Below are 12,052 nucleotides of genomic sequence, written 5' to 3' on the forward strand. Positions count from 1 at the left end.
TATATATAAAAGATAGTAATAGTAATAGTGCTGTGATTTCTGTTTAAAAAGAAAGAATCGAGCTGTTTAACGGGAAAGTGCCTGTGGATAACTTGTTGAAGTAATTGAGAAGTTATCCACACTTATCCACAATCTAAGGTTTCAGCTCACTTTTGAGATCTCCAACTTGGCGTTGTAAATCATCGTCAGTTTCAATGTCTTTTTTAATTTTTTCATAGGCATGTAAAACAGTTGTATGATCTTTTCCACCAAACTCGACCCCAATCATAGGTAATGAGTTATCAGTTAGTTCGCGAGCTAGATACATAGCCACCTGACGCGGAATAACAATGGACTTAGTTCGTTTCTTACCTTTAATTTCGCTAACAGTCACATGGAAATAAGCTGCAACCTTGTTTTGAATGATATCGATTGTTAAATGACTTAGGTTAGTGCCAAAGTTAAGACTCTTAAGGGCTTCACTAGCAAGTTCTGTCGTAATTTGGGCATTTTGTAAAGTAGCGTAGGCTTGAATTCGTGCCATGGCACCTTCTAATTCACGAATATTAGAATCAACTTGATTAGCAATGTAGTTCAAAGTTTCATCGGGAATCTCAATTTCATCAGCTAGTGCCTTTTCCCGTAAAATTGCAATTCTTGTTTCCAAATTAGGAGGTGTAATATCAACGGATAAGCCCCATTTGAAACGAGAAACCAAACGTTCTTGCAACTTAGGAATTTCATTTGGTAAACGATCAGATGTTAGAACAATTTGTTTTTGATCATTATATAAGGATTCAAAAGTATGGAAGAATTCTTCTTGGGTAGCTTCCTTATCAGCAAAGAATTGCACGTCATCTACTAATAAAAGATCAACGTTACGATAAGTCTGGTGGAACTCTTCTTGCCGGTTCTTTTGAATTGAGTTAATAAAATCATTAGTGAAAGCTTCACTAGTTACATATTTAACACGAGTTTTAGGATCATTTTTCAAAATTTGATGACCAATGGCGTGCATCAAATGGGTTTTTCCTAGTCCCACACCACCATAGAAGAAGAGCGGGTTGTATAAAGTTCCGGGATCTTCAGATACTGCTAAAGCTGCAGCGTGAGCCATTTGATTACCACTACCAGTAACAAAAGTTTCAAAAGTATATTTACTATTTAATTTAGTTTCTTCCATAAACTCTGAGGAAGGTTGCTTTTCAGGTTCAGGAGTTAAGGTAGTTTGAACTGGTTCAGGTTTTGCTTCTTCTTTAATCTCATCCTTTAAAACTAACTCGAAGCGAATCGGTTTACCGGTAATTTTATAAGCATGTTCCATAACAGAATTCTTAATATGATCATTCCAGTAACTACGATGTACAAAGGAAGGCAACAGAATGGTTAGAACATCATCTTTAAGTGATAATGGTTCAGCAGCATCAATCCATTCATGGAAGGCATCCTTTGACATGGAAGATTCACTCTTTAGTTCAGATTCAATTTGATTCCATAATTCATTGTAATTGGGCACGAGAACTCCTCCAACGGTTTAATTTGCTAGTAAATTTTAACATGAAAAAATAAAGTTTTCCACAGATTGTGGAAAACTATTTAAGATTAGGAACATCAAGTTAATGGAATAATCCACAGGCACTGAATATGTGGACTTCTTGGTTATTATTAACCAGATATTAACCGTTAATTAAAAAAATCTGTGGATAAAAAAGAGCGTCACATCAAGGATGGAATAGTTTATTAACAGATTTTTTGATATTTGTGGATAACTTTTTGAACAAGGTGTGATTTAGGGTCAAATCCGTTCAAAAGGTTGTGCACAGAATAAAATCGATTTATAGTTTATCCACAGCTAATGAACTGTAGCTGCCCGATATTGTTAATAAGCCGGCGTATTTTTTTAAATTCGAGGTTTGATTTGTTGGGATTTTATGCTAATATATTATGGTAATTGTTAAAAGGAACATAAACTGATTTTTTAAAATAAATGTTTTTCAGTTTCAGTATTGTGTTATTTCCAGGAGGTGGATCACTAATGAAGCGAACATATCAACCAAAGAAACGTCATCGTCAACGCGTTCACGGATTCCGAAAACGCATGAGTACAAGTAACGGCCGTAAAGTTTTGGCCCGTCGACGTCAAAAAGGTAGAAGAGTATTATCTGCATAAGGCCACTGATCCCAGTGGTCTTTTATTTTAGTTAATTCAGAGAAGGATTTTATTTTTTATACATATAATATGTGTGATTTAAAGTCTGGGAGAGGGAAACATGCGTAAATCATTTCGAATCAAAAAAGAATTAGAATTTCAAAAAGTATTTGAAACACATAATTCTTTTGCAAATCGTAAATTTATTGTCTACGTTATGGACAAACCAGATCAACCTCATTTTCGAGTGGGTATTTCGGTCGGTAAAAAAATCGGTAATGCTGTAATGCGAAACTTTGTTAAAAGAAGAATTCGGCAAAGCATTTTGGAAATGAAACCTGAATTACGTCGTGATGTTGATTTCTTAGTCATCGCCCGCCCTCAAACTTCTGGATTACCTATGAAAGAAACCAAGGAACAATTGAACCATGTCTTTCATTTAGCTGGTTTATTTGTTTCAGATCAAAGTGAGGAAGAAAAGTGAAACATTTTAAAAGAAATATCACATTAACAAGTTTAGCGGCTTTGTCGTTAATTCTTACAGCTTGTGGTACTGCACCAATTACTAGTCATAGTAAGGGGTTCTGGGATGGCGTAATTGTTTACCATTTTTCCCAGTTTATTGTTTATCTTTCTAAGATCTTCGGCAATAACTATGGTTGGGGTATTATCATCTTTACCATTATTATTCGAATCGTGATCTTACCACTGATGATTTATCAAACAAGAACCTCAATGAAAACGGCTGAAATTCAACCGGAAGTTCAAAAGTTACAAAAGAAGTATTCTTCTAAGGATACTGAAACACAACAAAAACTTCGTGAAGAACAACAAAAGCTATATGCTGAAGCAGGTGTTAATCCAGTTGCCGGTTGTTTGCCACTCTTAGTTCAGTTGCCAGTTCTATATGCTTTGTATGCGGCCGTTAGTCGTACCCAAGTATTAAAGGAAGGTACATTCTTGTGGCTTAACCTTGGTGATAAGGATCCATACTTCATTTTGCCAGTGTTAGCTGCCTTATTTACTTTTGTAAGTACATGGCTATCAATGAAGTCTCAACCACAATCATCAGCTAGTGGAGTAACTTCAATGATGACATATGGTATGCCAATCATTATCTTCTTCACCGCTTTGAGTGTTCCATCTGCGGTTTCACTATACTGGGTTGTTACTAACTTGTTCCAAGTGGGACAAACGTTAGTTATTCAAAATCCATTTAAGATCAATCGAGAGCGTGAAGCTAAGCTCCAGGCCGAAAAAGATCGCGAACGTGCAATTAAAAAGGCTAAGCGTAAAGCTACCCAAAGTAAGCGTAAATAAGTTAAAATAAGGTTGATGACAGAAGTCATCAATCTTTTTTTGTTGCAATTGAAGTTCATTGTTAACTTCAATTGCAGCTCAATATCACATTGCTGTCTATAGTGTGTCGCTGATTTTTGAATTGAGGTGAGACATTATGAAATTTGGTGAGCAGATTCGTGAGCAACGAGAATCACACGCCTGGACCCAAGAAAAATTGGCCCATAAGATTTCGGTCTCCACTCAAGATGTGATTGACTACGAGGAAGGTCGAAAATATCCCGAGACCGAAACCTTGATCAAGCTTAGTGAAGTTCTTTATGTTGGATTAGATCCTTTAGTTAAAGGTAGTCCAGATTTAAGAGAACGAATTACTGTTGGTGGAGCAAAGGATAGCTCTCATATGAGCGTCTACTTGCGTAACCCGTGGTGGTATTTGTTTTTAGTTTTTGCTTTTGGTGGCTGGTTAACTTGGTTTATTCCAATGATAATTCAAGCATTTAAGTAGACGAAAACATTTTGAATTGACAAACGCCCCATAACCTTTTAAGATATATCTCAGATAAATTGAATACGATGAAGTAGTGAAAGTGCTTTGTCCACCCGGCTTATTTTGGGTGGAGTGGCACTTTTTTTATTGGAATGAAAGGAAAATACTATGCAAAACGTTGCTACAGAGTTTGATACGATTGCCGCAATTTCAACGCCATCTGGTGAGGGTGGAATCTCGATTATCCGAATTAGTGGAGAAAATGCAATTGAGGTAGCTAGTCAACTTTATAAAGGAAAGAACTTAGATAAAGTTGCTAGTCATACTATTAACTATGGCCATATTATTGATCCAGATACGGAACAAGAAGTTGACGAAGTAATGGTATCAGTCATGCGGGCACCTAATACGTATACGCGAGAAGACGTTGTTGAAATTAACTGTCACGGTGGGATTGTTGCAACTAACCGAATTTTACAATTGATTTTAGGTGGTTCAGCTCGTTTGGCTAAACCTGGTGAATTTACTGAACGCGCCTTCTTAAATGGACGGATTGATTTGTCTCAAGCTGAAGCCGTGATGGATTTAATTCGTGCTAAGACGGATCAATCGATGAAGGTTGCTTTGGACCAATTAGATGGTAATTTATCGACTTTGATTGCTAATTTACGTCAAGATATCTTAGATGTGTTGGCTCAAGTGGAAGTAAACATTGATTATCCTGAATACGATGATGTTGAAACGGTGACTAGTCGATTACTGCGAGAAAAAGCAGTTGAAGTTAAAGGCCAAGTTCAAATGTTGTTAGCAACGGCTAAGCAAGGTAAGGTACTTCGTGATGGATTAGCAACTGCAATTGTTGGTCATCCTAATGTTGGAAAATCTAGTATCTTAAATCACCTCTTACATGAAGATAAAGCGATTGTAACTGATGTTGCTGGAACAACCCGAGATGTAATTGAAGAATATGTCAATGTGCAAGGAGTCCCATTAAAACTAGTTGATACAGCCGGAATTCATGATACAGATGATAAGGTTGAAAAAATTGGGGTTGAACGTAGCAAGAAAGCTATCAGTACAGCTGATTTGGTGGTTCTAGTATTAGATAGCAGTGTACCTTTACGAGAAGAAGACCGACAGCTATTGAAGCTCACTGAAGGTAGTAAACGAATCGTCGTGCTAAATAAAACTGATTTACCAACTAAGATTGACTTAAATGAACTTCATAATGTGGTTAAAAATGATGAGTTAATTAATTCATCAGCAATCGAGCCACTAGGCACAAAAGCACTAGAAGAAAGAATCGCGAAGATGTTCTTCGCAGGTAATATTGAAAATAATTCTAATAATATTATGGTAACTAATGCACGTCATATTGGACTACTAAAACAAGCTTCTGATGCTTTAGATTCAGTTTTAGAAGGTCTTGATAATGATATTCCAGTTGATTTAGTACAGATTGATATGACTAGAGCTTGGGAGCTACTTGGTGAAATCACTGGTGATAGTTATCAAGATGAATTATTAGATCAACTATTTAGTCAGTTCTGTTTAGGAAAATAAAATTACGGAGTGGGAATAATGACAGAAGTTAAGCAGTATGATGGTCGCGATTATGATGTAATCGTTGTTGGAGCAGGACATGCTGGTTCTGAAGCAGCTTTAGCAGCTGCAAGAATGGGTAATCGGACTTTACTCATGACAATTAATTTAGATATGGTCGCTTTCATGCCATGTAATCCATCAATTGGTGGACCGGCTAAGGGAATCGTTGTTAGAGAAATTGACGCACTTGGTGGAGAAATGGGTCGTAATATCGATAAGACCTACGTTCAAATGCGAATGCTCAATACTGGTAAAGGACCTGCTGTTAGGGCACTTAGAGCTCAAGCAGATAAGCATGCATACCATGCTGAAATGAAGAAGACAATTGAAGATGAACCTAACTTAACATTACGTCAGGGAATTGTTGATGATTTAATTGTTGAAGATGGTGTATGTAAGGGAATTATTACTAATACAGGAGCACGTTACCATGCCAAGAGTGTGGTTCTTACATTAGGGACAGCTGCACGCGGTAAGATTATTATTGGAGAATTAACATATTCATCAGGTCCTAATAACTCACAACCAGCTATGGAACTGACTAAGAACTTAACAGAAAAGTATCATTTTGATTTGGAACGCTTCAAGACAGGTACTCCTCCTCGAGTTGATGGTGGAACAATTGATTATGACGAAACTGAAGAACAACCTGGTGATGTTGAACCAAACCATTTCAGTTTCCAAACACCAGACAGTAAGTATATTGAACTTAAAAATCAACTTTCATGTTGGTTAACATATACAAATGAGAAGACACATGAAATCATTCGTCAAAACCTAGATCGTGCACCAATGTTCTCAGGTATGATCGAAGGTGTCGGTCCTCGTTATTGTCCTTCAATTGAAGATAAAATCGTCCGCTTTGCGGACAAGAGTCGTCACCAATTATTCCTTGAACCAGAAGGCCGTAAGACAGAAGAATGGTACGTTCAAGGGCTTTCAACTTCAATGCCTGAAGAAGTTCAACAACAAATTCTCCATTCAATTAAAGGTTTGGAAAATGCAGAAATGATGCGCCCTGGTTATGCTATTGAATATGATGTTGTTGCACCATATCAATTGAAAGCATCACTAGAAACTAAGTTGGTTAAAAACTTATTTACTGCAGGTCAAACAAATGGAACTTCAGGTTATGAAGAAGCAGCTGGACAAGGATTGATGGCAGGTATTAATGCTGGTCGTCGTGCATTAGGCAAATCAGAATTTACCTTAAAGCGTAGTGATGGTTATATCGGAGTTATGATTGATGACTTGGTTACAAAGGGAACAAAAGAACCTTATCGTTTACTAACCAGTCGTGCCGAATATCGTTTAATTTTACGCCATGACAATGCTGATCTAAGACTTACTGAAATGGGTCACGAATTAGGACTTGTTAATGAAGACGAATACAACGCTTATTTGCAAAAGAAAGCTGATATCAAAGCTGAATTACAACGTTTGAGTGAGTATCGAATCAAGCCTTCACAAGTTGAAGAATTTCTCACTGAACATGGTGCAAATGGACTTAAAGATGGTGTGTTAGCATCAGAATTCTTGCGTCGTCCCGAAGTTACTTATAATGATCTTTTGAAGTTCATTCCAGCCTCAGATAAGGATCTTGATCGTCGAGTAGTTGAACAAGTTGAAATCGAAACGAAGTATGCCGGATATATTAAGAAAGCTAAAGCTCGTGTAGATCACTTGAAGAAGATGGAAGAAAAGAAGATTCCAGATCGTATTGATTACGCAGCGATTAATGGTCTTGCTACTGAAGGCCGTCAAAAGCTGGAAAAAATTCAACCTGCAACCTTGGCGCAAGCATCAAGAATCAGTGGTGTTAACCCCGCTGATATCGCTATTTTGAGTGTTTATATTCAACAAGGTCGTATTGCTAAAGTTTAATTATTTGAAAGACTTCCACTATGGAGGTCTTTTTAATTTGACTTTTCTATATTAAAGTATAGTATAACGTTAAAATATATTTTAACGATAGAAGATGAGGCGTTTGAGTAAAAGGCAGGAGTACATACAGGGATTAAAAATCGTCCTAATTAACTTAATTGATCCGGTTTGTTATGGTACTTTAGATTTTGCGATTGGATTACTCTTATTGCAAAAAACGGGGTCGGCCATTAACTTTGGCTTGAGTTTGATTGTTGGTCCAATTGTGGGAGTTATCTTGTTTCCTGTTGTTGGACCATTGATCGATCATTTTAGTCATAAACGAATTATTGTCCTATCACAGCTAGAGATTTTACTAGTTTTATTGTTGTTTGTTGGTTTTTTTAGCCATATTTCAGGTCAGATAGTTTTACCATTAATTGGATTATTGATCTTACTTAATATAGGTCAGCAATTAGTCGGTTCAACCTTTCAGGCATCGTTAATAAATTTTGTTTCAAAAGATAATCTACCTAGTCTTAATTCTGGTATTCAAGTTGTTCGATCAGTTGCAAATATCGTCAGTCCATTGTTAGGAGCGATGGTGTATGGATTAGTCCAGATGGACTTAATTCCTGTTATTGTGCTGGTTGGTGTAGGCATTAGTATGCTATTTGTGCTAACTCTGAAGTTCAATGAAGTAACTAATGAAGTTAATGTGAAGCTTAATTTAAAAAAAGATATGCTAGAGGGATTCGCATACTTAAAAGAACATCAGAATATTTTTATGTTGGTTTTAATCCTGCCACTGATTAACTTTTTCGTATCATTTATTGATGTTGGAGTTCCATTTATAGTTCTTCATGTCTTTCATTTATCCAAGTTTGGATATGGGCTAATTGAGGCAGCTTTCTCGGTTGGTATGGTGCTCGCTGGCGTTCTATTTGCCAAGACTAAAATTAAGAAAAATCAGATTGAGATATCATTTAATTACATCGCTTTATTTGCAGTAATTACTTGTTTGATGGCAATTCCTGCAATAATAGGTCACGGTATGAATCAAACATTTCTTATAACCTACTTTATTTTAGGTAATTTGATTTCGGGTGTTGTATCATTCAAAATTGATGTTCCTGCCTTTGGATACTTACAACTTAATATTCCAGAGAATTTTCAAGGTAGAGTATTCAACTTAATTAATACGATCAGTCCATTAGTTATGCCACTCGGGGTTTTATTAGCTGGTTTTCTGTATAATCATTTTAATAGCGGTTTGGTTTTATTAGGTAGTGGTTTGATCAATTTAGTTTTAATTCTCATTTCAATTAAAGTATATAAACAAAAAGTTGGAGATAATAATTTTGACAAATAAAATGAATGAACTTGTTTCAATTTTTAATGATGACCGAAATCGAAGGATTCTGAATGCTGCCACAGGAGAAAATGGTATCAGTACCAAAGACTTAGCTAACAAGCTAAACTTAAAATCATCTAATCTTTACTATCCAATTCAAAAGTTAACTGAACTTCAATTGTTAGAAGTGGTTGGAACACGACAGGTTAAGAATCTGACTGAAAAGTTGTATCGATCAACTGGGGTTTTTCAGCAAGAATCACAAAGAATTAATATAAATCAAGAATATGCTAAGCAGCATCCGGAGTTGTTAATGGCGTTGTTCTTAGCTCAGCAGCAAGATGATCGGAAAGCATATGAAGTTCACTTAAACAAAGTACAAGAAGCAACTGTTCCGGAAGAAGAGTTGATGACTTGGGTTTCCAATTCGGTTAAAATACCTGGAAAACAGAAGACAAAGTTTGTGCAGGACTTCTTGTCTTTAATAGATAAGTATCAAGTCACAGATAATAAAGATGCCGAGGAGTTTACGATTAGTTTTTCGATGTATGAAAAGGATAATAATTAATATGTTTCACGTGAAACAAAAAAGGACGCCGGTTAAAAACCGACGTCCTTTTACTACTCATCATCAAGTTCATTTTGAAGTTGTTCAACTTGTGTTCGAAGTTCACTTATCTCATCGTTAATTTCATCGACGGTTTGACCTTCACTACTGTATCCCTTGTAGTAAGCCGTCATGTAGTCGTCTTCTTCTAATCGATGAAGCCGGTCTCGAAGTTGACCTAATTCTGCAACTCGTTGATCAAAGTTTAAATCATCCATGAAATCACATCCTTAAGCTAAAGCTTCTGGTGCAGCTGGTTGTGGTCCCTTGCCTTCACGGGCGAGAACCCAATTATCATAGTTCCATTCTTCAGTTGCGCGGCGTGAAAGCCAGTAGTTCCAATATGATTCTCGTTCCATTTCAAAGATTTGGTTATCTGGACCAACAGAGACCCAGTTGTATGATCCGTTAGTATGAGCGAATTTGACCCAAGAAATTGGTATTTCGACATATTCGCCTTGATCATTAATAAATTGGCGTTTGAGATGATCAATTCGCATATAGCTTAATCCGCTAGCATATTCAGGATCGGTTTCTTCAAACGTTGCTTCGGCAATTCGACGTGCTTCAGCATCACTTGGCATTTTGCCACCAGTGGTTTGACTGAAGTTGTTGTAACTGATTAAACGACCATCCTGACCGATAACGACAGTAACGTGTGGTCCGTTAACTTTTAAACCTTGTTCAGGTTGATAACGAATTACCTGAACGGTTTCTTTGTTTCGTGTACGACTAGATGAATCAATTCTTTGGAAACCGTCTGGGAGAATGAAACTTGTTTGATTACCATTTACATTAATATATTCTGTCATAACGATTACTTCCTTATCTTTCTAAATTATCATTAAGCTGTTCAAAAATATTTAGTAGTTCGGATTGTGAAACGTCTAAGTTGGTAAACAACTGTTCATTATAATCTTCGATAATTTTCGTTAGTTCTGTGACGATTTCTTGTCCAGCCGAAGTAAGAGTAATAATCCAAGTTCGACCATCCTTTGGAGAATGTTCTTTTTGAACTAGTCCCTTAGCAATCAACTGATCTAAACGTCGCGTAATGTTACTTTGATTAAGGAATAGATTTTTCATTAACTGTTCTTGTGAAAGTTCTTTTGAACCACTTATTTTTAAAATGAAATAGTAGTTACTTGAAGTTAATCCAAGTGGACGAAGTGCTTCATCTAACTTCATTTGAGCACGTCTAGCAACAATATTTAAGTTAGATACTAGAGCGTCGACTTCGTTTGGTTTTGATAGCGTCATTTTTGATCATCTCCTTTGATTTGTAGATTGCGACACCTGCTAATAGGAACAAGAGTAAACCGATTATATATACAACTCGTTGTCCATGAATAATAACATTCAGTGTTTGCCCCAATACCGACTGAATCGATTTATTAGTTTGCATTGAAATACTTGTATAGTAAGTGAAACTGGCGATGGTCGTACCTAGAATCATACCAAATTCACGAGCTAACGAGTTTAAAGAACCAACTAAACCACGCTCTTGAAGTTCAGCACTTTGCATTATTAAGGTGTTATTGGCCGTCCCAAATAGTGCGGTTCCAATTGATAGTAAGATAGATACTAAGATAAAGATGGTTGGTTCATGATTACCATTACTAATGATTAAACCGACTTGCGAAAGGATTAAAAATAGCAAACCCCACTTCATTATTGAAGTTCGATTAAGTTGATCAACGAGAAATCCAGCTAGTGGATTAGCAACCAATGCAATCAGGGGAGCGACCATCAGTAGTTCACCGGTAAAGGCGGAACTGAACTTCAATCCAATTTGCAGATACAGAGGTGCTAGTAGAGTAAAGAAATAACTAACAATAAAAGTATAAAATGCTGCAAGTAAATAATTACGGCGCGTGTGGTTACTAAAAATCGATACTTTTAGTAAAGGTTCAGTAGCACGTTTTTCATATTGAATGAATAATGCTCCAACAAATAGGAAAGCAACCAGCAGTATTAAACTTAAAATGAAGTTCGTTAGAATTTGAGCTCCAATTATATAAAAGATAGTTGCTTCAATTATTAGTAATAGAGTTCCAATCCAATCGTAATTTTTAAAAGATGCGTGAACCTTTTTTCTAGGAAAAACCAATAATTCAATCAAGATACAAATAATACCAATTGGAATATTAATCCAAAAGAGATAGTGCCATGAGAGATGGGTTAGTATAATTCCGCCAATCCCGGGTCCTGCTAAGGCACCGAGTGAGATAAAGATACTCTCAATCCCAAATGCACGTCCCAGTTGTTGGGGCTCAAAGGTATCGGTCACTAAAGCATAGCTATTTGCCATTGTGATACCGGCTCCGATTGCTTGAATTAACCGACCGAGCAAAACTACTGACAAGTGAAATCCAAGTCCGCTCAGCCAGGAACCAACAACGAAAAGGATGGTTCCAATAATGAAGAGTTGATTTCGATCCCATCGGTCTCCGATTTGCCCAAAAGGAAGTAGTAAAGCGCTGATTACCACTAAATAGATTGCGATAATCAGGTTAGCCGACCCAGTGGGAACGGATAAACTACCTGCGATTGTGGGAATTGCAATGGCTACGATACTGCCGTCCACAATTACCATAAAGAAAAATATTCCTAAAGTGACTAAAATTAGCCATCTACGTAAAGCTGTCATTGATTATCACCTTCTTTACGATGCTTATTATATATTCATTTATTTGCGTGCGCAAG

Annotated in this window: 13 protein-coding genes; 8 read left to right on the forward strand and 5 right to left on the reverse strand. The window is 36.6% G+C overall.

Annotated elements, in window-relative coordinates; all coding sequences use genetic code 11:
* Positions 1-133 precede the first annotated feature (133 nt).
* Positions 134-1,495: a chromosomal replication initiator protein DnaA gene (dnaA, locus tag IV88_RS01205; protein ID WP_057797894.1), complete on the reverse strand. Its 1,362-nt coding sequence runs from the start codon at positions 1,493-1,495 to the stop codon at positions 134-136.
* A 519-nt stretch (positions 1,496-2,014) separates the two neighbouring features.
* Here dnaA and rpmH point away from each other — a divergent pair.
* The 8 genes from rpmH (at position 2,015) to IV88_RS01245 (ending at position 9,307) form a co-directional block, all read left to right on the forward strand.
* A complete protein-coding gene (gene rpmH / locus IV88_RS01210; protein ID WP_057797897.1) occupies positions 2,015-2,149 on the forward strand; it encodes a 50S ribosomal protein L34 in 135 nt (44 codons plus the stop codon).
* A gap of 100 nt (positions 2,150-2,249) precedes the next feature.
* Positions 2,250-2,612 (forward strand): ribonuclease P protein component, encoded by a 363-nt coding sequence (gene rnpA, locus IV88_RS01215; RefSeq protein WP_057797899.1) that lies wholly within the window; start codon positions 2,250-2,252, stop codon positions 2,610-2,612.
* The gene (gene yidC, locus IV88_RS01220; RefSeq protein ID WP_057797901.1) at positions 2,609-3,448 is read left to right on the forward strand and encodes a membrane protein insertase YidC; all 840 of its coding nucleotides are present in this window, start codon (positions 2,609-2,611) and stop codon (positions 3,446-3,448) included. The genes rnpA and yidC overlap by 4 nt, the downstream gene beginning before the upstream one ends.
* A 136-nt stretch (positions 3,449-3,584) precedes the next feature.
* Positions 3,585-3,935, forward strand: a complete 351-nt coding sequence (locus tag IV88_RS01225; RefSeq protein WP_057797903.1) for a helix-turn-helix domain-containing protein — start codon at positions 3,585-3,587, stop codon at positions 3,933-3,935.
* 150 nt (positions 3,936-4,085) lie between these two features.
* Positions 4,086-5,480 (forward strand): tRNA uridine-5-carboxymethylaminomethyl(34) synthesis GTPase MnmE, encoded by a 1,395-nt coding sequence (gene mnmE, locus IV88_RS01230; RefSeq protein ID WP_057797906.1) that lies wholly within the window; start codon positions 4,086-4,088, stop codon positions 5,478-5,480.
* Between the two features lie 18 nt (positions 5,481-5,498).
* Entirely contained in the window at positions 5,499-7,406 is a 1,908-nt protein-coding gene (gene mnmG / locus IV88_RS01235) for a tRNA uridine-5-carboxymethylaminomethyl(34) synthesis enzyme MnmG (RefSeq protein ID WP_057797908.1), read from the forward strand.
* Between the two features lie 103 nt (positions 7,407-7,509).
* On the forward strand, positions 7,510-8,757 hold the full coding sequence (locus IV88_RS01240) for an MFS transporter (RefSeq protein ID WP_057797909.1): 1,248 nt from the start codon (positions 7,510-7,512) through the stop codon (positions 8,755-8,757).
* The gene (locus tag IV88_RS01245) at positions 8,747-9,307 is read left to right on the forward strand and encodes a winged helix-turn-helix domain-containing protein (protein ID WP_057797911.1); all 561 of its coding nucleotides are present in this window, start codon (positions 8,747-8,749) and stop codon (positions 9,305-9,307) included. Before IV88_RS01240 ends, IV88_RS01245 begins: the two co-directional genes overlap by 11 nt.
* 53 nt (positions 9,308-9,360) lie before the next feature.
* Here IV88_RS01245 and IV88_RS01250 read toward each other — a convergent pair whose 3' ends face one another.
* From IV88_RS01250 to IV88_RS01265, 4 genes are read right to left on the reverse strand one after another with little or no spacing between them, the layout of a single operon-like run.
* Positions 9,361-9,564, reverse strand: coding sequence for a hypothetical protein (locus IV88_RS01250; RefSeq protein WP_057797913.1), 204 nt, complete (start codon positions 9,562-9,564; stop codon positions 9,361-9,363).
* A gap of 12 nt (positions 9,565-9,576) precedes the next feature.
* The gene (locus IV88_RS01255; protein WP_057797915.1) at positions 9,577-10,158 is read right to left on the reverse strand and encodes a hypothetical protein; all 582 of its coding nucleotides are present in this window, start codon (positions 10,156-10,158) and stop codon (positions 9,577-9,579) included.
* A 13-nt stretch (positions 10,159-10,171) separates the two neighbouring features.
* Positions 10,172-10,606 carry a MarR family winged helix-turn-helix transcriptional regulator gene (locus tag IV88_RS01260; protein ID WP_057797917.1) on the reverse strand — a complete coding sequence of 145 codons (435 nt, stop codon included), beginning with the start codon at positions 10,604-10,606 and terminating at the stop codon, positions 10,172-10,174.
* Positions 10,563-11,996, reverse strand: a complete 1,434-nt coding sequence (locus tag IV88_RS01265) for an MFS transporter (protein WP_057797919.1) — start codon at positions 11,994-11,996, stop codon at positions 10,563-10,565. Before IV88_RS01265 ends, IV88_RS01260 begins: the two co-directional genes overlap by 44 nt.
* Between the last annotated feature and the right edge of the window lie 56 nt (positions 11,997-12,052).

The sequence above is a fragment of the Pediococcus argentinicus genome, assembly GCF_001437605.1.
GTDB lineage: Bacteria > Bacillota > Bacilli > Lactobacillales > Lactobacillaceae > Pediococcus > Pediococcus argentinicus.

Bases quoted from the DNA above. Each gene is read 5' to 3' on its own strand.
- rpmH (WP_057797897.1), top strand. From the start codon at position 2,015: ATGAAGCGAACATATCAACCAAAGAAACGTCATCGTCAACGCGTTCAC.
- rnpA (WP_057797899.1), top strand. From the start codon at position 2,250: ATGCGTAAATCATTTCGAATCAAAAAAGAATTAGAATTTCAAAAAGTA.
- IV88_RS01225 (WP_057797903.1), top strand. From the start codon at position 3,585: ATGAAATTTGGTGAGCAGATTCGTGAGCAACGAGAATCACACGCCTGG.
- mnmE (WP_057797906.1), top strand. From the start codon at position 4,086: ATGCAAAACGTTGCTACAGAGTTTGATACGATTGCCGCAATTTCAACG.
- mnmG (WP_057797908.1), top strand. From the start codon at position 5,499: ATGACAGAAGTTAAGCAGTATGATGGTCGCGATTATGATGTAATCGTT.
- IV88_RS01250 (WP_057797913.1), bottom strand. From the start codon at position 9,564: ATGGATGATTTAAACTTTGATCAACGAGTTGCAGAATTAGGTCAACTT.
- IV88_RS01255 (WP_057797915.1), bottom strand. From the start codon at position 10,158: ATGACAGAATATATTAATGTAAATGGTAATCAAACAAGTTTCATTCTC.
- IV88_RS01260 (WP_057797917.1), bottom strand. From the start codon at position 10,606: ATGACGCTATCAAAACCAAACGAAGTCGACGCTCTAGTATCTAACTTA.
- IV88_RS01265 (WP_057797919.1), bottom strand. From the start codon at position 11,996: ATGACAGCTTTACGTAGATGGCTAATTTTAGTCACTTTAGGAATATTT.